At 58.1% G+C, this 23,534-nt stretch carries 15 protein-coding genes; all 15 read right to left on the bottom strand.

The features are described from left to right. The coding region (locus VI215_02790) for a CRTAC1 family protein (GenBank protein HEY6191233.1) at positions 1–2,151 on the bottom strand (2,151 nt) is incomplete at its 3' end. 204 nt (positions 2,152–2,355) lie between these two features. After that, positions 2,356–3,120 carry a phosphatase PAP2 family protein gene (locus tag VI215_02785; protein HEY6191232.1) on the bottom strand — a complete coding sequence of 255 codons (765 nt, stop codon included), beginning with the start codon at positions 3,118–3,120 and terminating at the stop codon, positions 2,356–2,358. 92 nt (positions 3,121–3,212) lie between these two features. Continuing rightward, positions 3,213–4,031, bottom strand: coding sequence for a phosphatase PAP2 family protein (locus VI215_02780; GenBank protein HEY6191231.1), 819 nt, complete (start codon positions 4,029–4,031; stop codon positions 3,213–3,215). Positions 4,032–4,035: 4 nt separating this feature from the next. Continuing rightward, a complete protein-coding gene (locus VI215_02775; GenBank protein HEY6191230.1) occupies positions 4,036–5,682 on the bottom strand; it encodes a DUF3943 domain-containing protein in 1,647 nt (548 codons plus the stop codon). Between the two features lie 29 nt (positions 5,683–5,711). Continuing rightward, complete coding sequence (locus VI215_02770) at positions 5,712–6,404, bottom strand: response regulator transcription factor (protein ID HEY6191229.1); 693 nt, start codon at positions 6,402–6,404, stop codon at positions 5,712–5,714. A gap of 48 nt (positions 6,405–6,452) precedes the next feature. Then, positions 6,453–7,790: a hypothetical protein gene (locus VI215_02765; GenBank protein ID HEY6191228.1), complete on the bottom strand. Its 1,338-nt coding sequence runs from the start codon at positions 7,788–7,790 to the stop codon at positions 6,453–6,455. 67 nt (positions 7,791–7,857) lie between these two features. Beyond that, entirely contained in the window at positions 7,858–8,415 is a 558-nt protein-coding gene (locus tag VI215_02760) for a hypothetical protein (GenBank protein HEY6191227.1), read from the bottom strand. 216 nt (positions 8,416–8,631) lie between these two features. Further along, positions 8,632–10,047, bottom strand: a complete 1,416-nt coding sequence (locus VI215_02755; GenBank protein HEY6191226.1) for a DUF6600 domain-containing protein — start codon at positions 10,045–10,047, stop codon at positions 8,632–8,634. 91 nt (positions 10,048–10,138) lie between these two features. After that, complete coding sequence (locus VI215_02750) at positions 10,139–10,345, bottom strand: DUF3185 family protein (protein ID HEY6191225.1); 207 nt, start codon at positions 10,343–10,345, stop codon at positions 10,139–10,141. 124 nt (positions 10,346–10,469) lie between these two features. Then, positions 10,470–19,394, bottom strand: a complete 8,925-nt coding sequence (locus VI215_02745; protein ID HEY6191224.1) for a glucoamylase family protein — start codon at positions 19,392–19,394, stop codon at positions 10,470–10,472. Continuing rightward, positions 19,391–19,882, bottom strand: a complete 492-nt coding sequence (locus tag VI215_02740) for a hypothetical protein (GenBank protein HEY6191223.1) — start codon at positions 19,880–19,882, stop codon at positions 19,391–19,393. Before VI215_02740 ends, VI215_02745 begins: the two co-directional genes overlap by 4 nt. A gap of 266 nt (positions 19,883–20,148) precedes the next feature. Then, on the bottom strand, positions 20,149–21,114 hold the full coding sequence (locus VI215_02735) for an ice-binding family protein (protein HEY6191222.1): 966 nt from the start codon (positions 21,112–21,114) through the stop codon (positions 20,149–20,151). Positions 21,115–21,311: 197 nt separating this feature from the next. Next, on the bottom strand, positions 21,312–21,473 hold the full coding sequence (locus VI215_02730; protein HEY6191221.1) for a lmo0937 family membrane protein: 162 nt from the start codon (positions 21,471–21,473) through the stop codon (positions 21,312–21,314). 442 nt (positions 21,474–21,915) lie between these two features. After that, positions 21,916–22,614: a response regulator transcription factor gene (locus tag VI215_02725; protein HEY6191220.1), complete on the bottom strand. Its 699-nt coding sequence runs from the start codon at positions 22,612–22,614 to the stop codon at positions 21,916–21,918. A 226-nt stretch (positions 22,615–22,840) separates the two neighbouring features. Then, the gene (locus VI215_02720) at positions 22,841–23,497 is read right to left on the bottom strand and encodes a response regulator transcription factor (GenBank protein HEY6191219.1); all 657 of its coding nucleotides are present in this window, start codon (positions 23,495–23,497) and stop codon (positions 22,841–22,843) included. Positions 23,498–23,534 lie beyond the last annotated feature (37 nt).

Here is a 23,534-nt window from a genome sequence, read left to right as displayed (position 1 = left end):
GTTCACCTTCACCCAGTAGCCTTGTCCCGGGAGAAGGGAATCTGCGGAAAAATAGCCGGAGTGATATCCGAAAAACCTCGACGCGATGATACCCGGGGGGTTCGAGGCCACCGACTGCACGGCGACCGGATCCGTGATCGTGCCGATGAGATTCCAGCCGCTCGTAACACTGATCGTGTCGGAACCGACCGGATTACCGACGATCTGAAAGTTGTGGCTCCCACCGAATCTCAACCAATATCCCCTCCCCGCCCTAAGCGTATCTTCTATTGTATAAGAAGAGCCGTCGTATCCGAAGGCCCGACCCGACGCCCCCGGATAGAGGTGAGACGTGCTCGAATTCCCCGCCGAGACCGGCAGCGAAATGAGGTTCCATCCCGCCGAGACGTTCGAATTGAAGAAGATTCCATTGACCGCAAAATCAAACGTCCCCGACCAGATGCCCGTGTGGATCGACCGGGCAGATCTCACCCGCCAGAAGAGATGTCCCGACGTAATGGAGAGAGTCCGGCTCACAAAGGTGTCCGAAACCGTCGAATCGTTGATCTCAAACCCGGATGTGAAGCCGGAATCGGAAGAGACCTGAAGCCAGTAGGGCGCACCGTAGAGCGATCGGTCCCATTGAAACGTGATTTCCGGTGTAAGATTCTGAGCTCCGTTCGGAGGAATAATGAGGATGGGCGGAGTTGAATCTCTCTCCGCAATATAATAATGACGGTTCGCGGCAACCCCCGCAAAGAGCTCATCCGCCCCTGAAGGCCATTCGACACGCAAGGAATCTATCGTTGAAGCATCACCCAGCCCGAAGTGGAGAGTGAGATTCTGACTGTTGTATCCGGTCTGGGCGGGCACCTCCCGAAGCTGCCACTCCGGCGCTCCGTTCACCGTCGCTTTCAGGCGCACTTTTGCCCCGATTGCACTCTTACTGGTCGCGGTGGCGGTGCAATTGAATTCAACCCAGTGGTTCGAATCCCCGCCATTGTGATAGAGGAAGTCTTTTTGGTTTAACCGGTTTGCGACGAACAGGTCGAGCTGCCCATCCCCGTCGTAGTCGGCCCAGCCGGCCCCGAATGAATTCCCGACGTTCGTCACGGGGTCTGCGCCGGTAATTTTCGTGAACGTGTAATTCGGCGGCCCGTCGTTATGCAGCAGAAGCGACTGCCCTCCGTCGTTCGCGATGAAAAGATCGAGATGTCCATCGTTGTCATAATCCCCCCAGGCGGATCCGACGTAGTTACCTGCATCCAGGGAGACGGAACTCCCTCCAACGGGGATAAGCTGATAGGACGGGGGTCCCGAATTATGATAGAGGATGTTGGTCTGTCCCGTGTAATTGCAGGCCACGAAATCGAGGTTTCCGTCGTTGTCGTAATCCCCCCAGCTTCCTCCCAAGGTCGCTTTGCCGTCCGCGACCGTGATCTTCGTGAATTGAAGGTTTCCGTTGTTGATGTAGAGGGCATCGTTCTGGGTCCCGGCATTTCCCACGAAGAGGTCGGGACGGCGGTCGTTGTTCATGTCTCCCCACGAGCCGGCGATCGAAAAATTCGCCCCGTCGTTGACCGGCAGGATCGTATCCACCCGCGTAAAATCGAACTGCGGCGACCCGTTCCCGCGGTAGAAATAGTCGTTCCCCTGAAAATTCACGACGTACAGATCGAGAATACCGTCCCCGTCAAGATCGACCCACGAGCCGCTGTTGGAATTCGCATGGTCGGTGACGATGCTCCCCGTCGTGACCTTGACAAAGGTCGTGTCGCCGTTTCCGAGGTAGAGAAAATTGCCGAAGCTTCCCCGGTTCGTGACGAAGAGGTCTAGGTTACCGTCGTTGTTGAAATCCCCCCAGGTGCTGCCGATGGATGAGCCTCCGTCGGTGACCATCGCGCCGGTCGTTATCTTCTTGAATCCCCCCGCCCGGTCGTTGACGTAGAGCGAGTTGTTCTGGTTTGAGAGGTTCCCATGCGCCACGAAGAGGTCAAGGTACCCGTCGCGGTCCACGTCGATCCATGACCCTCCCCCGCTTTCGTATTGATCGTTTACGACAGGGTTCGCCGGGTCCGTCGCTTTTGTGAGGACCTGCGCGTTTGCGGGACGGATGGAGGCGAAGCAGGCTAGAACGGTGAGAAGAAGAATGCAACGAGTTCGTGAATGCATGGAAGCGAATCCCCTGAGTGGCAATTGGTGCTCCAATCAAGGTACTCACTCCTGACGAGAGGGTAAATAACCCGAACGGGTCATTTCTGTTCTATTGCGGCAGATACCGGGGCGGGCGACCGGCATCGGATCGGGTTCCTCCATGCCCATCATCCCGGCCCAAAACCTGTGGAGATGAGGTGAAACGACTACTTGCTCTGATCCTCAGTTGATGATTATTCTGACGGTCAACGGGAAAGCGGAAGATATCCCAACCCGGTTGTCCCCCTGCTCATGAAGATCCACAACCCAGGTGGCGACAAAATAGCCGACCGCCGCGCCGAGGACATTGTCCGATACCCAGTGTTGATCCTGATAGACCCGGGAGATCGGCGTGAGGACGGCGGGCAGGTAGACCAGTATCTTCAGCCACGTCGGTTGAACGTTTCTTGAGAGGACCGTGGAAATCACAAACGCGATGGTTGCATGTCCGCTGGAAAGCGAATGGAATCCGTCGTCGGTGAGTGTAAACTGGTGGTAAGTGCCGGCGCCATCGCCCGTGTACGGTCTTGCCCGGCCAAAGACGAATTTCATCGTATAGGTGATTGCCGCAGCATAGAGAGACGCCTGGCCGATCTCGTAGGCGATCTTCCTCGTTCGCATGTCATCCGTTATAAGGGAGTGGAGAGCGAAGCCGCCGAAGAGCGCAATCGGCAGATAGGTTTCTCCCCAGACCCGGCCTGCCACGATCGGAGCGCTATAGTAATATCTCTGGTCTCTCAGGACAGCGTCCCGTACCGGCTGGTCGGCCTCCATGGCAAGAACTGTGGAGGCACCCAGCAAGCCGAACTTCAGCCAATCGGTCCCCTGCCAGTGGAGCGGCTGTGTGAAAAACGTCCCCGTTTCCGAGCCAAACTGCGTGAAATCGTATTTGTTCTGCGCGAAGACGCCTGACTGAGAACAGTAGAGAAAGAATAATGAAAGTACCAATGCAGCTCTCCCCCGGTGTATGCGCGCTGTCCGGGGAAGGAAACCCGGGGCAGAAGTCCAATGTGATAAGGCGGTTGAAGGGGTCATGCGAATCAGTTGATGATTATTCTGATCGTCAACGGATAGAACGAGGCAAGCTCAATCCGGCTTTCCTGCTGGTCGTGCTGATTGACGACCCAGTCGGCTACAACATAACCGATTCCCGCACCGAGCAGATCGTCCGATGTCCAATGATAATCCTGATACACCCGGGCGAATACGGTGACGACTGCAGGAAGGTAGACCAATGCTTTTAAAAAGCCCGATGAAACGTTCTTCGAAAGAACGGTGGAGAGGACAAACGCAGCCGATGAATGTCCGCCGGGAAGCGAATGATAATCCTCGCCGGAAAAAGTAAACGATTGATACGCCGCCCTGCCCAAATTCTGATTCGGCCTCGCTCTGCCGACAGATTTGGAGAGGATCTGGGTGAGTGCGGCAGAATAGATGATGGCCTGACCGATCTCAAATCCAATCTTTTTCGTCGTGCTGTTGCCGGTCAGCAATCCATGCGCCTCAAATGCGACCGCCAGTGTGGGTGACATGTAAGATTCTCCCCAGATTCTGCCCGCCTCAATGGGAACGCTATTCGAGTATCGCAGATTTCCCTGGACGGCGGTGCGGACGGGCTGGTCGGCCTGCATTGCGAGAAATGTGCCGGCTCCCATCAAACCAAGTTTGAGCCAATCACACCCCTCCCAACGGAGAGGCTGTGTAAAGAACAAGCCGGTTTCCTCCCCAAACCGGGAAAGATTGTAGCTGTTCTGTGCGTAGAGCGCAGATCCGCACGTAAGAATCAGACCGAGCAGTACAACTATCGCTCGTCCCTCTGCCCCCGCCGGATATCCCTTCTTCAAGGATTCGAATTTCACCGGACTATTCCGTAATTCCGAAATTTTCGAGATTCAGGATGACATAGACCTTTTGTTCGGTGTGTAACGAATAAAAGTCCGGATACTTGTCGAAATTTCCCTTTCTTTGATAGACCAGGTATTCAAATCCAACGCTGACGTTCCTGTAGAGTTGAATCCCGAGCCTTGGCTTGAAGATGCCCACCAGATTATCTCCCGCAGCCCCGACATAGGTGTGAATCCAGTAGACGAAATAGTCTGTTGTCAGGCTCCCCCATCCGAGATTGACGATATTTTCTAATTTTGCCTGCAGCCCTCCGCCAAACGCATAATCTCTGTCGCCGATGCTGACATACGGCGAGCTGATCGCCGCGAGCGGTATGACGGCAAGATGAACGGCCGATTCAATCACGGATTTCGTCAGGATCGGTAGCTGAGATATTATTCCCCCTCCGAATCCGAGCGAGCTGACCCGGTAAATGTTATTGTCCCAGTAGTCATAATGCTGGAATCCGCCGGCCATGATTTTGAGGGGTCCCGCCTGGCCGTTGGATCCGAACAGGAGACCATACCCGATGATGTTATCGATCACCCTGTTTCCCACCCCGAAGTTCAGATCGAACCGCAGCTTGAAGAAATCAAACGGCTTCCGGGACCTGTTCTCGAAAGGATTTCCATACACAAACATCGCGTTTGCCATCACGCTCGAGGATCCTGTCCCAAACTTTGAGCCGTCATTCACGTTATGCGCCCCGAGGGAGAACGTCACATTCAGCGGCTCTTTCTGATATACCTCATCCGCGCTCGCGCGGAACAGTCTCCCCTCCGTAAAACGGTTGAACGCCCTCGTCGGACTGAACACCGCAGCCAATAACTCGCGGAAGAATCTCCCCGCGCCGGTCGCCCGGTCATCGAGGACATTCGAACTCAACCGGTAGAGAATCTCACCGCCAAACGCGCCGCTCAGGGTCGTATTGATCAGGTCGTTGTACGACGGCAGCGAGTTTTCCCCGAAATACTCCCACATGAGACTGCTCCCGAATGCGAAGGGAAGCGATTCAAAATAACCATAGCCGTTCGATCGACCTCCGATGAAAGCCATCGCCCCGCCGTACGGGTGAAAGAAATGATTCATTTCAAACCCGTCCGAATCCCATTCCCAGCCCGTTTGAATATTTGTTTTCCACGACTGAAATCCCACGCGCGCGTAGTCCGCGTTCGACACATACCTGTCGACAGCCCAGGTGAACACGTTGCCCCTGATAAACCCTGCGATCGGCACCCATAACGGGGATTTCGGGTTCGCTTCCGGATCGTCATCGAGCAGGTCGCCGTAGATATTGGAGACAGTCGAGTCCCTGTAGGAAACCTTCGCGGTCTTCGTGCTCACTCCCTCCGTATGCTGCGGAAGGCTATCCGTCTTCGAGGGAACGGTATCGGTCTTTGGCGGTACCGAGTCCGGCATGGGGATGCGCGGGCTCTGAAGGTGCGATCCCGGCGACCATCCGAGACCGAACGAGAGCTGTCTCTGCGGAGATGTCAACTGGTTCGCGACCGAGCCTGCGACGTAAAGGGGGGAGAGCCCTCCCTGCGTCGATCCGTTCTGAGCGACGCATGCCGCGGCTGCAAAGAATAAAGAGAGTGAAATACCAAGATGGCTCGTATGTTTCATGTCGGCCTCGCTTTCAATCCTTCCCGGAACTAATTCTTCATCATGGAAATGCTCTTGTTGACTTCCCGCGTGAGTGTTCCGTCGGTGTAGGAATAGTTGGCAACCTCCAGCCGGGTGTGGAGGGCAAGCTTTTCCATGATGTTATGGATATGACTCTTTATCGTGTAGGTGGCAATGTGAAGCCGCTGGCCGATTTCCCTGTTGCTGAGGCCGTCGGCTATCAGGCTGATGACTTCCCGCTCCCGCTTGGTCATCTGGATCGCTTTGTTGAGATTCTTTCTTCCTCCGTGCACCGCATGCTCGATGATCTGTGAAAAGAGGGATCCGCTGAGGACGGGCGGAAGCACCTTTTCTCCCTCCGCGACAGAACGAATCGTTGCGAGAAAGTCATCGAGCGTCGCGTCCTTCAGGATGAAGCCCGAGGCTCCCGCTTTCACAAATTGCAGGATATCCCCCTGGGCAGGCGCAAGATCCATCACAATCACTTTTGCGTGAGGAAATTCCTTCTTCACGATTTCCACGACGTGGAGACTGCTCTGGCTTCGCAGGCCCAGATCCAGCAGGATCACGTTGGGTTTCAACTTGTGAATCTTGAGTATGCCGTTCTCGCCGTTTCCGGATGCGGCGACCACTTTGATATCCCGGTGGCCTTTCAGCATTGCGGCGATTCCGTCCCGCAAGAGGCGGTTGTCATCGATCAGCAGCAATCGGATTTTATTCATTGAACTCTTCCTCATTCTCTCATGTGTTGTTCTATCCTGATCGTCGGCTCAAATCCCTACGATATCGCCGAGTCCGCTCCGGAGTGCGAACCACGCGAACGCGAAGAACGCGTCGCTATGCATCCTTGAGTATCGTACAGTTCCGACCTTCATCGAGCCGTGCTCGTCCGGCAGGTTGGTCGTGCGGAGTTTCATATTATTGGCAATCACATTGACGATCGTATTGCCGACACCGGACTCGCTTCCCTCGTCGTTGATCGAGACTATCTTCAAATCCTTGTACGTCGCGCGCACCGAACCCCCCGCGACCCCTTCGGTCACCCTGATATCGAAGAGGACAGAATGAAGAACACCCGTTTTGAATCGCTTGTGTTCGGCGATTTCCAGGTACGGGTTGAGTGCGCCAAGATCCATTTCGCCCAATGAGCCGGAGAACTGGAACGTGAATTCAGGCGACGCAATCGGAATCAACAACACGGCCTTCATACGGCCGGCATCCATGAGCGATCCCTCGGCGCCGACCCGGATCGAGTCGCGATGGGAAGACGAGACTGCCGCCCGAATTTGCACGTGATCGAACGTCAGGCGGGCCGGCTTCGATCCTGCTGCGTATCTCTCGCCGTATTTCACCTGTCCGTCCGTAATGATCAGACTGTCGAGCTGGATCGTGCGGGCTATCGAGGAAAGAAGCTCGTTCGGCATCACCAGGCGAACGGAGTCCCTCGCAGTTCGCTTGTCGTTATCGATCAGAACGTCGAGAACGGGTTCCTGGATTTCCGCGATGCGTGCGTATTGTATCTCCCCGTTGAGCATGCTGATGCAGGCCGATCCCTTCAGGAGGAAATGAGGAACCGTGAGATGGAACCGGGTTCTGCTGAATTTACTTCGGTTGAAGAATCGCTCGTCATCCCCCAGGGGGCGGAACTCCAACGCGTCGACCACAACCTGCGAGTCCGGCACCGAGACACGCAACCCTCCGCAACGAAGTTCGTACCCCGGCCGTGGAAAGGTGAGCACGATGTCTTCCGCGCTCGCGTTGGAACTGATGAGGTTATCGGGCGCCACACCCCCTCCCCAGAGGAGCTGGACACGCCCGACACCGCTTACCGAGAATCTGGCCAGGCGGCAAGTGAACGTGGAATCTATTTTCATCAACTCGATCGAATCGCATTCCAGTTTGTTCCCGAGGATACTGTAATGGAGGCCTGCGATCCGTATCGAGTAGGCGGGATAGGCCTCTTCGAGCGCACGGGCGATCCGCCGGTTGAGGAATCCGTCGAGAAAGACATCCGGCAGGAAGAGGAAGACCGACACGCAGGCCAGTCCAATAACCCCGGAGCAGAGAGCCGCAAGCTTCGCGGCTCTCCGCCGGGAGAGCGATCTCATATATGATTTCAGCGATTGCACTCTGAGGTCCGGGGTGCCATTATTGCGTCATTCATTCGGGGAAGCTTTACTTCTGTTTGTCGTCGCCATGACCCTGGTTCCCGCGGTTGTCTTGCCCGTTGTTGTCGTCATGTTTGTTGCCGCGGCCTCTTCCCTTGCCATTCCCGTTATCATGTTTTTGCTGCTTCATCCAGTTATTGTGCTGGGGATGGTTCTTGTTGACAAAATATTTTGAATCACGGCTGTCGCGGATATCCTCCTGATCATGACGGCCCCGGTACGAGGAATACTGATCTCTATACTTATCATGCTGGCGGTACGGTTCCCGCTCATTCACCACGACCTTGTATGAATGATAGAAATCAAAATTGTGAAACCGTGAAGGGAGGCGTGATCTGCCAACCCAGCGTCCCCGTTCATTTGTGTAGAACATGTGTTGGGGAACATTGTAGTACGCTTCGATATCGGGGAGGTAGTAGTATTCGACGTGATCATAGCCGGTCGGGCCCCAAACCGGCTGGCGATCTACGTTGAAATTCAGGCTGATTCCCACCTGCGCCTGTCCCGCGCTCGAGACGAGGAATGCTGCGGCCAGTGCCGCGATTATCAGATAGTTGGTACGCATGACTTTTCTCCTTTTTTGATATCTCTGATGTAAAGAACCGATGGTCCATTATTTGCCGGCATCCGGAAGTGTCGCAGCTTATTCATCTTTCTCTCCAACTCGTCATGCTGACATGCTTCAGGTCAGCATCTTTCAACTCTTTTTAAAGATCCCGACCTAAGACATGTCGGGATGACGAGAGAAGACCAAAATACGACACTACCCCGGGTTCCGGATCTATTGCAGTTGCTGTTGAGACGACTTCGCGCTATCCCGTTTCTGTTTATCGGGTTTTGGCGGCTGAGCATCCCGTCCCTTCCCCTTGTTGCCGGGGGCGGTGGCCGGGGGCGCCGGTTTCTTGTTCCCGGCTCCACGGCCCATCCTGGGCTGCGGTTGCTGATCCATATTCTTGTTCTTATCGGGGGGATTGGCGACCCTGGGCTGATCGCTTCTTCCTTTCTTCCCGGCCGGCTCGGCGGGCGGCGGTTGTGCCGGGTCGTCGTTGCTCCTGTTCCTCGCGTGCGGATCAGTCACACGGGGTTGCTCCGGTGCCGCCTTCTTTTCTACCGGAACGGCGTTCGGCGGTTGCCCTTCGTTTTTGTCCTTCTCGGGAGGATTGTCGACATGGGGCGGCTGACCTCTTCCCTTTCTGTCGGAGGGCCTGGCGTCTTCCTTTCCCGGTGGGGGCGCGTCACTCTTGTTCTTGTCGGGTGGATTGACGACCTGGGGTTGCTCGCCTCCTGCCTTTGCCGCAGGCGGGGTGACAATCGCAGGTGCCGCAGATTGTTCTCTCCCATTCGCAGGAAGATTTTCATTCCGCCGCTGATTACCCTTCGTCCGTTCAGCCGCGGGCTTCATTTCCTTCAATGCCACCAGTTTCGGTGGAACAGGCTTCGGCGAATTAGCCATTGCCGCCTGAACTCGCGGCCTGTAGATTTGGAGTTGATTATTGGCAAGAGCTTGGCCTGGTTTGTCGTTTTCCCGGATGCTCACCGCCACGACTGCGCTTCCCGTTATCTTCTGCACATCGGTTCTGGCGGGACCCGCAACATACGTCGTGTGGCGGCTGTTATCCACGTAGGTATTGTTGATGACCGTGGAATTATTGATGATCGTAACGTTGGTGGAGCGATCGACGTAATGCCGATCGATGTCGGGTCTGCTGATGTCCCTGTCGCTGACAAATATCCAGCGTTCGTTCGGGACGCGATATTCCCGCCCGAAGGAGATTTCAATGCTTATGCCCGGTCCCATCGGAGCCCATCCAAAATATCCTTCCGATCTCCTCCATGTCACCCATGCCGGCCCCCATTCGTTGTGAGGGACCCAGAGCCAGCCGTAGGAATCATCATACGCCCAGCGGCCGTAATGAAACGGCGCCCATCCCCAGGAATAGTCGGAAACCCATGTCCATCCGTCGTCCGTGAAGATCCAGTGACCGCCGGTGCCGTAGGGGCTGAAATCCCGATCGACATCGGGTATCCAAACATATCCGTAATTTTGATAATCGACCCAGGTGCCGTAGGGACTCAATTGGTCGTAGAAAAGCTGGAAGCTGACGGAACCCTCCTGGGCAGAAAGCTTCGCCGGTGAGAACCACGCGCTTGCAGTCAGAACTGCGACGAACGCGAGTATCTTGATGAATATTTTCATGAAATTCTCCATTCAGGACATTAATGCAGCGGTGAACCAACTATTCCATATCCTTCTGCGTTCGCGAATCCGTTTGTGACATTTTTTCGATTCAAGCGGCCTTCGCACTTCGCGCGATCCCGGCCATCCCGGCAACGGCGGCGATGACACCGCCGACAAGCAGCCAAATGGACTTGTCGGTGGCTGAGCCGTCAAAAAACCGGGAAATGTTCGAGCTGGTTGAGTCGTACTCGATAAAACCGAAGATGAGTAACAAAATACCTCCGGCAAGAAGACCGAGTGAAAGAGCTTTGCTCATACGTAATTCCTCCGTTCGATTAATGCATCATTAGAAAGGGGCTAGAGGGGGCCACCTCTACCTATAGGAATAAGCGCTATCTTGAACGCCCGATCAATCGGGCAAAGGGATGAAAGATGGGCTACTACCCCGCCGCCTTCACGAAATTGAGTATCCATGGCAAGGGCACCGACCGACCCTTTGAGAGTCCGAGCATGACTCTGACCCGATGCGTGAGACCATCATCTTCCAGCCCCATTCGTACAGGACTGCCCGCGGGGGGCGCTTTCTGCGTCACCCCGTCGAGCACCCACCCGGCAACTCCCCGGGTGACTCCCTCCGGATTCTCGACCACAATTTCGTAGCGGGCGGAGTGATAACGGTATTCGAGTTCGAACCGCGGCCAGGTCCCGGGGATGCATGGATCGAGGAGAAGCGTTGGACCTTGCACCCGGAACCCAAGAATCCACTCGAGGCCGGCACGGAACATCCACCCGGCGGATCCCGTATACCAGGTCCATCCTCCGCGACCGACATGCTGGGGATGGGAGTAAACGTCGGCGCAGACGACATACGGCTCGACTTTATACCGGTCCAACCCGGCAGGCGTAGCTGACCGATTGATTGGATTCAACATGGAGAAAAGCTCCGAAGCCTTGTCACCGTCTCCGAGCATTGCATAGGCGATCGCCGACCAGACGGCGGCGTGCGTATATTGGCCCCCATTCTCCCGGAGGCCGGGCGGATATCCCTTGATATAGCCGGGCTCGCGCGGGGTACGATCGAATGGCGGGGCAAGCAATAACACAAGACTCTCTCCACGCCGAACGAGATGTTCATTGAGCGCTCCCATCGCCTGTTCGGCGCGCGCAGGATCGGCCCCTCCCGAAATTACGCCCCAGGACTGTGAGATCGAATCAATCCTGCATTCCTCGCTCGACTCCGATCCGAGCGCCGCGCCGTCATCATAGTATCCTCTGAGATACCATCCGCCGTCCCACCCGTTTCGCTCAAGGGAGGTTCGAAGGGCGGCGGCATGCTGCAACCAGGCCGTGGCTCGCACATGTTCCCCCCGGGCAATTGCGAGCGGAGCGAAACCTGAGAGCGCTGCATAGGAGAACCAGCCGAGCCAAACGCTTTCTCCCGCCCCTCCCTCGCCAACCTTATTCATGCCGTCATTCCAGTCGCCCGTCCCCATCAGCGGCAATCCGTGGAGACCGGTCAACAGGCTCCGGTCGAGCGCCCGGGCGCAATGCTCGAATAACGTCGCCTCATCACCGGAAATCATGGGCTGAAAGAACGAATCAAGTTCGCCCGGGCGGAGGGTGGGCCCCTCGAGATACGGTATTGTCTCATCGAGAACCCCGTGGTCGCCTGTCACGCCGATGTAGTGTGCCGCGCAATAGGGCAACCAGACCGGATCATCAGAGATTCGGGTGCGAACCCCCCGGCCCGACGACGGGAGCCACCAGTGCTGAAAGTCTCCTTCCACAAACTGCCGTCCTCCGGCACGGAGGAGATGTTCCCTGGTCAGTTCCGGCTTCGCCACCGCGAGAGCCATCCCATCCTGAAGTTGATCCCGGAAGCCATAGGCGCCCCCCGCCTGGTAAAACGCCGAGCGCGCCCATACCCGGCAAGCCAAAGTCTGATAGAGAAGCCATCCATTGAGGAGAAGGTCCATCGACCGGTCGGGAGTCCTCACCTGCACCGTGCCGAGGGCGTCGCGCCAGAATGCCTTCACGGCACCCAAAACCGCATCGAGGTCGGTGCTCCGGAAGCTCGTGAGGACCGATCGCGCCTCCTCTTTCGTCGCGGCCTCGCCCAGGAAGAAAATGACCTCCGTTTGCTCGTCCGGTCTGAGCTCGATACGAGTTTGGAGAGCGCAGCAAGGATCTAATCCGGCTCCGACACGGTTGGAGAGAGGAGCCCCGCCCGCGAGAGCGGCCGGATGGTCGAGTGTTCCATTGCGACCCAGGAATTCCTTCCGGTCGCCGGTCCAGCTCGATTGGCGTCCGGCAAGGTCTGCGAACGCGACACGATCGCGGAATTCCGTCCGCCAGGGATTGCGGGCGAACATCGCCCCCGTCAGCGCGTCGATGTCGGTCGAGATGTGGGGCGCGGACGCGTCTCGCGATGCGGCAAGCACCCATTCCAGGTAGGCGGTGATCGAGAGGCGCCGGATCCGGCGCGAGGTGTTCCTGATCTTCAGCCGCGTGATCTTTATGGAATGGCCGGTCGGCACATATTCCAGGAGTTCGAGGGAAATTCCGTGCGAGGCGTGTTCGAATCTGCTGTAGCCCTGCCCGTGCCGTGCGACATATCGGCCCCCTTTTTCCCTGATCGGAAGGGCGGTCGGCGACCAAATTGCTCCGTTCTGTTCGTCCCGGACGTAGAGCACCTCGCCCGGCCTGTCCCCCACGGGGTCGTTCGACCTCGGCGTGAGCTGGTTCTCCTGACTGTTCATGGACCACGTATATCCCCCGCCCTCGGCCGACACCTGGAAACCGAACGAAGGGTTTGCGATGACGTTGATCCACGGCGCCGGTGTGCATAGTTCATGGCTCAGGATGGTGACGTATTCGGTTCCGTTCTCGCTGAATCCGCCGAGCCCGTTCGGGAACTCCATCGCCTCCGGCGGGGTGTCGGCCTCCTTCGGCGGGTCCTCCGTGAGGACGGTCGCAAGCTTATCTTTCATCCATTCCCTGGCGTTGAGCGGAAAAGAGCCGTGCCGCTGCGGCGCACCGTGCTCGGGTTCCTCCACGGAATTGAGTTGCTCGGAAAGAGTGCCTCGGCGGCTGAGGAGGACCGCCCTCGCCGCGCTTTGGAGCAGCATGCGAACCTCAAGCGAAACCAGGTCGGCGCGCAGGAGGAAGATATTTCCGCTCGCGCTCCTCCCATCGAGCTGCGGCCCCAGCTGCGATTCGTTTGTCCGAAGGAGAGTTTCAAGCTCACTCTGAACATCCAGGGTGTAGGATTGCGCCTGCTCGTTGAGAATCACGAGATCGACTGCAAGCAACTTCATCCGCCAGTATTCGTGGGCCCGCACGAGCTGCCTGACGATTTCCAGCCCTTCCTGCGCGTCGATCCGGACAAGCACGATCGGCAAATCGCCGGAAATGCGATGGGCCCAGAGCGCCGACTGCCCGCTTTCATTTCTCTTGAGGAGCTCGGACCGGGGCCTGAGCGCCGGATTTGAATAGAGAACATGGCCCGCGAGATGCTGGAAGAGGTGGGCTTCTTCAGCTCCGACGCCGAGGTGGTGAAGCTGCACCTGCGCCTGCGTCCACGCAAGAGTGACTGTGCGCTCAAATGCCGTCGGGTCGTGGCGCTTATCCGCGAGGTCCAGCACCTCCGTGCGCGACGGGGCGACCATGGTCCAGAATGCGATTCGCGCGGTGGCCCCGGGTAGAATGCGCACCCGGCATCGAAGGCTGAAGACCGGATCGAGCACGGTCCCGACCGTGTTGGAGAGAGGCCTGCCGTCCATCACGGAAACCGGCGAGCGGACTTGCCCTCCGCGTCCGAGAAAACGGGCCCGGTCGGTTTCACACTGCAGCTCGCCGACGCTCTCGCCCTCTATCACCGCAAGGTGGGCCGCCCACGTTTCGGGATCACTGGGGGAACGGCGACGGCGCGTTGCAAGAAGCGTACCGACCTCCGCCACGAATTCTGTCTGCACGAAGAGTTTGGAAAATGAAGGGTGCGACATGTCGGAAGCGGGTTGCGCCAGGACCACCTCCGCGTAGGAAGTGACCTCGAGTTCGCGGACACGGTTGCCAAGATTGGAAACCGAGACCCGCCGCACCTCGGCGTCACTCTCGGGAGAGACGACCACTTCGAGCATTGTCGTTATGGTCCCGTCGCGCCGGGAGATTTCAACGCGATCCTCGGAGAACTCAACCTCGTACCTGTCGGGTTCGACGCCGGTCGGCTGGTACCCGGCCGACCACACGTCGCCGCCGAGGGCGTCGCGCAAAAAGATGTATGAACCCCACGAATCGCATGTCACATCCTCGCGCCAGCGCGTGACGGCCAGGTCCCTCCACCTGCTGTATCCCGACCCCGCCGCGTTGATCATGACGGCGTAATTGCCGTTTGAAAGGAGATGCGCATGTGGAGAGGGATCGTGCGGCGAGTCAAACCTCCGGTTCACCGGTGGTACAAGATCGCGAATATTGGCAGTCCCCTTCACTTCCTCGGCGCGGGGACGGGCGACGGCGACACCGCGGGGCGTACGTTCCTGCAGCAACAGTTCGGTTGCCTGGATCATGGGCTCCGCGTGAAAACGGGTTCGCATGAGGCCGTCGTGGATTGTATTGTCGATCGCGACCAGCGTCATCCCCTGATGGTGCGCCATGTATGCGCGGACGATGGCGACCGGCTCGCCCTCGGGAAGGCGAGACGGGGTGTAGTCGAGCGCCTCGTAAAATCCAAACTTGCCGCAGCCACCGGCTTCCGCCAGTCGCGCATAATTCTTCGCGGCCGCCTTCGGATCCACCATGGATGCGAGGGCGGTCGCATAGGGCGCGATGACGGCATCCTTGCTGAGGCCGCGTTTAAGGCCCAGTCCGGGGACTCCGAAGTTCGAGTATTGATAGGTGAATTCAAGATCGCGAACATTGTATGCAGATTCTGATACCCCCCATGGCACGCCCAACTCTCCCCCATATTCCCGCTGCCGGCTCACGACCAGACGGTCGGTCTGGCCGAGCAGGCTCTCGGCGGGCACGCGCATCACCAGCGACGGCATCAGGTATTCAAACATCGATCCGGACCATGAAACCAACGCCGAATCCCGGTCGACCGGAGTCAGCGCGCGACCGAGCTGGAACCAATTTCGGACCGGCACATCTCCCTTTGCGATTGCGACAAAGCTCGCGAGCCGCGCCTCGGAGGCCAGCAGGTCGTAGCAATCGGGATCAAGCTTTCCGTCGGCAACCCGGTAACCGATCGAGAGAAGGCGCCGCGTCGCGTCGAAGAGAAAACTGAAATCAGTCGCGGCGAACATCGCAGCGGACGCCCTTTTGAGCGATGAGAGACGCCGCTCCAGCGTTCGGGCCTCATGGGCAGAACGTTCAAACGATCGTATCAAGGCCTTTCCCCCGTCCGGGGAACCGCCCCGGCTGTCGCCCGCCGCGTGATGGTCCGTCCCCCCGAATGCCAGGATGGAGAGCGCCTCTTCACACCGGTCCGGAACGCCGCCGGGTGACGGAACCGAATTCACCAGGAAGCCGGGGGCATCCCGCGAGAAAAGGTCCGGATGAGAAGCCACCGCGGCGGCAAGAGAGGCCCAGGGCCTCAACAATTCGATATCGCGCCCGTGACTTTTGATCGATGCCCTCGCCGCGCCGGTCCAGAAGAGCAGCTCCGCGGCCGGTTCAATAAAATCATCTCCCGCCTCAGCGATCAGCGCGCGCGCAAAGCCGTCGACGGCATCGGCATGCCGCACGAGCTCTTCCAGTTTGGCAACCACGGCGGCGGGCGTCCCCGGAACCTCGCGCAGCGAGGAGAAGAGCGTATCGAGCGCGGCATCCAGCCGTTTTTCATCCTGGGCCGGCCGATTCTTCGTAAGCGAGCGCAGAGACTCGCGCGCGAGCATCAGAGCGTCCGCGATTCCCTCGGTCCATGTCGAATCCACGAGAGGACGTTTGACCATCCCGCCGCAGGCATTTCCGATAGCGATCAGGTGCCCGGCGAGATTCCCGCTGTCGACGGAGGAGATGTACTTCGGGTCCAGGGGGCGAAGATCATGAGTATCATACCAGTTATAAAAGTGGCCGCGATAGCGCTCGAGTCCGTTCATCGCGGTGAGAGTCGCCTCCAGCCGTTCTGCGGTTTCAATCATGCCGATCCAGCCGAAATCGTTCGCGGCGACTGTGGACAAGAGGTACAATCCGAGGTTCGTGGGAGAAGTTCTGTGAGCGATCGCCGGCTTCGGCTCCTCCTGAAAGTTGTCCGGCGGCAGCATGTGTTCTTCCGAAGTCACAAACGTTTCGAAGTAGCGCCATGTCCGGCGAGCCACCAGACGCAGCTCGCCCGCGTCAACCGTGGAGACCGGTTTGGGGGCGGAATACGCTTTGGGACGGCTCGTCCACTGCGCGACGAATGGCGATAAGACCCATAGGATTAAGAACGGGGCAGCAGTAAGCCAGGAATCATGAGGCGCATAGGCGATGACAATACCCGCCACAAATGAAAGCGCGACGCCGCCCGCCATCCGCCGGTAGAAACCGGGGACGGTGAGCGGGAGGCCGAATTGCGCCTGCGCGGCGGTGATCCACTCCAGCCTGTGCCGGTGACTTACGAAGAGCCGGAAGAGCGTTCGCACGATGGCATCGGCCATTAACCAGGCCTGATGAGCGAGGAGCGAGACGTGAAAGCCGATCTGCGAGAGAGCCAGGGACAGGTCCCGTCCCGCCGCGCGCAGGTGGCTTCGTTTCGAGATTTGCCTTCGGCGCGGAAGAATACCCTCAAAGAATGGGAGGAGCGGAGGCAGAGCTATCGTCGCGAGCACGAACCCGCTCCAGACCGCTGCGGAAGCAAACGGCAGGGTCCAACCTCCCAGCAACGCAAGGAGCGCCGCGGGGGCCGACATCGACCGGCGAAGATTGTCCATCATCTTCCACCGTCCGGTCAAGGGAATCTTCCGCCTGCCCGCCTGGCCGCTTGAGTCATGCCCGCGCCCGAAAATCCAGGGAAGCAACTGCCAGTCGCCGCGCGCCCATCGATGCTGCCTGGCGGCGGCGACATCGTACCGGGCGGGAAATTCCTCCACAACCTCGATATCGGAGGCCAATCCGGATCCTGCAAAAATTCCCTCCAGGAGGTCGTGGCTGAGGACCCTGTTTTCGGGAACACGGCCATGGAGGGCGGTTTCGAAAACGTCGACGTCGTAAATTCCTTTGCCGCTGTAGGAGCCCTCCCCGAAGAGATCCTGATAAACGTCCGAAACGACGAAGGCGTACGGATCCATTCCACCCGGTCCGGAGAAGATCCGCTGGAAAAAGGAACCCGCACGGCCGGTCGGCAAGGAGGGAGTTACCCGGGGCTGTAGCACGGCATACCCTTCGACCACACGGCCGGTTTGTGCGTCGAGTTTCGGCCGGTTGAGCGGATGGGCCATCTTTCCCACAAGCCGGCGCGCAGCCCTGCGCGGAAGCCGTGTATCGGCATCGAGCGTAATCACATACCGGACGCCCGAAGGGACATGGGAGGACGCAACAGAAGGACCGGCACCGGAGTTCAGAAAGCTCGTGTCGGTCGCCCCGCGCAACAGCCGGTTCAGCTCGTGGAGTTTGCCCCGCTTTCGTTCCCATCCCATCCAGACACCCTCCCCCTCGCACCACAACCGCCGCCGATGGAGAAGCAGGAACCGGTCTCCCGCCTCCGCGGGTTCATGCCGTTCGTTCAGGCGCGCAATTCCCTCGAGGGCGACGGCCAGAAGTCCGTCGTCTCCCTCCGCTCTCTCCGTTGAGGAATCCTTCCAATCCGAGAGAAGGGCGAAGCGGATATCGCCATCCTGATTCGCCAGGTAGTGAACTTCGAGCCGCTCGATCTGCTCTTCGATCTCTTCACGCGCCGTCAGGAGTGTGGGCATGACGACCATCGTTCGCAGGCCGGCCGGCACACCATCACGAAGCTCCAGGCCCGGGAGGGCCTTGGGGCCGAACCTCTTCATGATCCAGAGGTTCACAAGCGCCACGGCCAGATCCGATAACGGGATGACGGCGAGCAGGGCGAGAAGGGAGAGATCATACCAGGTCACTCCGGCTTTCGGAACGCCGAGCAACGGCAATGCAAGTATGAGCCCGCTGACAGAGGTGATCGTCACGAGGTACCCCTGCATGCCCGTGTTCGCTATGGCACGATCGAGCCAGGATCGCAGGGAAATGTGAAATGCGAGATCCTTCTCAAAGGACACTCGCCCCCGCGAGAGAAGGTAAAAACCGGGATCCCGTTCGGGCGCATTCTGTTCGATTCCCCCGGAATCTCCCGCTTTGCGGACCGCCCGGCGGGCGACTTCGATTTCCGTGTGCGCCGAGCCTCTCGAAAGATCTTCAATCGCGTGCCGGTAACTGTCCCGTGTCGGGAAATCCATCGCGGCAAAGTTGCTGCTTGCGCGCAACTCCGCATCGACAAGGCTCACGCTCTCGAAAAACTTTGTCCAATCGACGGAGGACATGAGACGCATGCTTGTGATAACGTTCCGGACGGTGACGCTCATCGCACCCTGGAACTGATGTTCTTCGCTGACGATCTGTTCGGAGGTGGTCCCCTGCTCCGTCAGGCGTTCATCCAGCCACCGGAGGGCGGGCGTCACAGCAGGATCCTGGTCCCGGAGGCGCTGGACCAGTTGCACGGCGAACGCAGTCGGCAGGCGCATTCCGGAGTACCCGTGGAGGGCGCCGTCGGGCGGTTCAGGCGCCTCGACGCCCACTCCCAACAAGCGGTCGGCGACCCCATCGGCTTTCTCGCGCTCTTCGCGGCTCGTCACGATCCGTTGGGCGGAGCGGCGCAAATTCTCGACGAGGACGATGCGAAGGGTGATCGCCACCGCCCAGAGTTCTCCGATCGTGAGGGGCTGGACTCGCTGGTAAGCGGTTACAAACCTGCTTAATGTCTCGGAATCGAAACGGCTGTCGGTATGCGCGACAAATGCCCATGCGATCCCGAATACGCGCGGATATCCTTCGAGTGGTCCTTCGGCGAGCTTGGGGAGTTGGCGATAATAGCCGCGGGGGAAGTCGTCGTGGATTTCTCTGATCTGTTCGTCCACAACGTGAAAATTATCGACCAGCCACTCTGCGGCAGGCGTGATCACCTGGTCGTTGCTCATGGCCTCGCCTATTGCGCGATAGGCCCGGAGGAGCGCCCGGCCGTTGTCTCCGAGCCGGGCCGCCAACGCACGGCCGGCCGCGGGTTTGGCCGTGACGCGCTGCGCGGTTGCGAGGCTCCCCGCGTGCTGCTCCAGCCGTTCGATGCTGAAGAGCTCGCTCCGGATCGGCTCCTCAGTATCCCCCGGAGAAACTCCCGGCGGCCCCCTGAAGGTGCGAAGGATGAAACGAGTCAAAAGTAATACCGCGCTCCGAGGCCAGCGTCGATCGCGAAGTTTGAAGACGATGTAAACTGGAGGGAGGGAACCAGTTCAAGGAAGACGTCTACCGGCGCGTTATGGGGCATCCATGCGATGCCAAACACGCCCCGGACTGCGAAGGAGGCATCGTAGCCGGCGCCGGAGTTGACGCGACCCCCGATGCCATAGTATAGGGGGAATCGTTCAGTCGACTGGATGGCGTCAAATGAATGCCAGAGGTAGTCCATGTGGAAGTGGACACGGCTTCCACTGTAATAAATGTTATTCCTCCCGATCCGGTCCCCGCCGATGGACCACCCGAGGCCAAAATCGAACGCGGTCGTGGATGATGTCCACAGTTTCGCACTCAGGCCCGTCGGCTCACCGACGATGACTCCAAGTCCGAATTGATGCTCCTGCGCGTTTGAAACCTGAACGACGAGGAACAGACAGAGTGCGATGAGTACGAGATATAAAGGTTTCATTCGACAGCCCCTTCCATGAGGTTATTGATTCTCCGCGGCATGCCCGAGCGATCGAGCAGCCCGGTAAATGATTGTCAAAGTCAAGAGTCCGGAATCCCCGGTGGTGTCTCAATTTGGCCGAACGTCTCTCCACCTCGTCATGCTGACATGCTCCTGGTCAGCATCTTTCAACTCTTTTATAAAGATCCTTACCTGAAACATGTCGGGATGACGAGAGAAGGTGAAACTGCGGCACTATCGAATCCCCCGGTCCGATGGGACCGGTTTCACCTCATCAGAACTAATTTCCTGACCGACACGAGCGATCCGGTTTCCAGGCGGTAAAAATAGACACCGCTTGCGAGACCGATTGTCCCCTTGTTGGTGTTGAACTGGACGGCATACTTGCCGGCCTCCTGCTCGCCATTCACCAGGGTCGCAACCTCGCTACCAAGAACATTGTAGAGCCGTAACGAAACCATCCCTGCCTTCTGAATGCTGTATTCGATCTTTGTTGAAGGATTGAACGGGTTCGGATAATTCTGCGAGAGTGTAAACGTTTCAGCCGTCGATCCGCCTTTGACGCCGGTGATCCCCGACGGCATGGTGACGGTGTTGCCGTCAAACGTAACCCCGCCTGTCTGAGCCAGCGCTCTTCCGTCAAGCGTCGCGCCGGTCATAAAGGAAATGGAGGCCAGGGCCAGGATGTTTCCCTTGAAGACCGAAGTGGTTCCAAGAGTCGCCGAACTCCCTACCTGCCAGAAGATGTTGGCCGCCTGAGCGCCATTGGTCAGGATCACCTGGCGGGCGGAGGTCGTGACGAGCGTGGACCCCATTTGAAAGATGAACACCGCGTTCGCATCGCCCTGTCCGTCGAGCGTGAGATCCCCCGAGGAGATCTCCAGCGAGGTGCCGGACTTATAGAGACCCGGTGTGAGGGTCTGCCCGCCAAGATTTCCGGCCACAGTGACCGCCGCGAGGGTCCGGCCGGCTGCGTCGTTATACGCAGTCGTCAGGTCGAGTTGCGCCTGGGCTGCAACACTATCCGCAAGATGTGTCGCCCCATTCACCGTCGGAGCTCCTGTCAGCCCGGTACCCGGGCTTACGCCAAGATCCCCATTGATGATTGTCGCCCCGGTGCTGGTCACACCGGAGCCTGAAAGCTCCGCAAATGTGGAAGCCGATCCAAGGGCGACAGTCGCCGGGGATTGGCATACAGCGATGGAAGCCGCCAAAAAGACAACCGTCAGCATCGCTCCGAAGCACCGCATCCGTCGGTCAAGAATAGCTGTTCTGTAAATAAACGTCTTCATAACCCCTCCGTCTGGTTCTGGTAATTTCGCCTCAAGGCAGTCGTTGGTGTCGCGCCGGGAAGGCGCACACAGTGCATTGAAACACCTGCTACTTCGTGAAGATCAATTCTCCGAACGTCCGGCTTCTCTTCCCGGGCTCAGGCCCCTTTGCCGATCGGATTGCGGCCTTGAATAACTCTGATCAAGACAACCGCAATCGCGATGACCAGGAGTATGTGGACGAGCCCGCCCACGGTGTATGAGGTGACGAGTCCGAGCAGCCACAGTGCGATCAGAACAATAGCGATGGTGTATAACATACCGGTACCCCTTCTTTTTTTTGTGCGTCGCTCAGTTCACTTGATTTGCAGTTCGTCAGCAACCGGAATCATCCGCCCCTCTTCGACTCGGGGGAAGCTGCGGCACCCGGGGAATACGCAAATGGAGACGCCGCAACGTATTTTCAGAAACCGTGGAACCGGTCAAGAGATGATTTGGCGCGGTGATGTTGTAGAGCGCCAGGGGCGATCCCAATTGCGTAACTTGCCAGCCGATGAACACCGCATCCGATGTTCTCGCCGATCGAACCGTTTGCCTGGGCATGTTGATCTCCTTCAGATGATCGAGTGTCTGAAAACCAGATGCCCGGCTTCCCTACAGCCGGGCACCTGCTAATCCACCACATCAGGAAGATACAACTAAGTAGAGAGGGGAATCAATCCCCCGAAAGGACGAAAAACGGGTTACTCCGCTGGAGGGTGTTTAGTCTTGGAGGAGGGACACGGAATCCGCTATCTCTTTGACGGTTTCGGTGGTGTGCGCGTACCGGGCGATCTGGACGCGTGTATGCAGTGCCAACTTCTCGAGTATGTTGTGAACGTGGCTCTTTACCGTATAGGGTGAAAGATGAAGCTTTTGCGCTATTTCCTTGTTGGTCAGGCCGTCGGAAATCAGCTCGATCACCTGCCGCTCGCGCCTCGTCATGCGCACCGATTCCATCAATTTCGATGAGGCCCCCCTCGAGCCGTTCACGGCGTGTTCAACGATCTGAGAAAACAGCGACCCGGTCATGAGCGAGGGCAACACTTTTGCGCCTTGAGCGACCGACCGGATCGTCTTCAGAAAATCATCAATTGTCGCATCCTTCAGTATAAACCCGGATACCCCCGCCCGCACAAACTCCAGGACATCCTCCTGGGTAGGGATGAGAGACATCACGATAACCCTGGTCGCCGGTGATATTGCTTTCGAATTAGCGACAATTTGGAGGCTGTTCTGATTTCGGAGGCCGAGATCGAGAAGCAACACGTTGGGTTTGGTGGTTTTGACCTTTTCCAGGATGTCATCATTCGGCCCGAGTGCCGCGACCACGCGGATATCTTCATGTTCTTTGATCAACGAGATGATACCTTCGCGAAGAAGACGATTGTCTTCAACGAGCAGCAGCCGGATTTTCTTCATCAATTAAGTTTGTGGTTTCAAAAGCGACGGCCCCTCCACCCCCGCGACACGATTCCGGACGCATCTCACTCATTTGTGCGAGGACGGATGGTCCACCGGATACTAAATTTACAACGAAAGCGAATGAGAGTAAATCGGGTTGACACCTGATATGGAGGGGGGTCGAAACCTGATGCGGGGGGAGGCTGCTGGCCGCACCCTGACGGGAGGATCCTTCGTCCCAGGCCTAACCGGCCTCTATGATCCGTTTTGCGATCGCGTAGCGCGTGAGCCCCGCGACGTCGTGGATGTGCAGAAGGTTCATGATTTTCAGGCGATGCGTTTCGACAGTCTTGACGCTGATAAAGAGCCGTTCTGCTATCTCTTTGTTCGAATTTCCCTCGGCAATGAGCTGGAGAACCTGGGTTTCGCGGTTGGTGAGTCCGGCTTGTTTGCCCCCGGACTTGCGCCCCGCGACAATCTCCCGATAGTCGGAGACCATCGTGGTAGCGATCGCCGGCGAAAGGTAGGCGTTCCCCCGGTTCACTTCCTTAATGGCTTTGATCAGATCCGTACCGGTCGTTTGCTTGAGAATATATCCCGATGCGCCCGCCTGGAAGACCTCGCGCACGTATTCTTCGTCCCTATGCATCGAGAGAATGAGAACTCTGATTTTCGGGTTGAATTTATGAATTTGGACAGTGGCCTGCACCCCGTTAAGAACCGGCATGGAGATATCGAGGACAACGACGTCCGGAAGCTTTTTCTTCACAACCAGAACGGCGTCCTGCCCGTTTTCCGCCTCGCCGACCACGTCGATGGAAGCGTCTTCGTGGAGAAGCGATCGAAACCCCTCGCGGACAAGCGAATGGTCGTCAGCCAGGACTACTCTGATCTTTCCCATTGCCTGGCCCTTCTAATTTTTCGTCCCCCCCCCCCCC

This window comes from Bacteroidota bacterium (assembly GCA_036522515.1).
Taxonomy (GTDB): Bacteria; Bacteroidota; Ignavibacteria; order UBA10030; family SZUA-254; genus VBOC01.
Note: the sequence above shows the minus strand (reverse complement) of the source record. Positions and strands in the feature narration are given on the sequence as shown.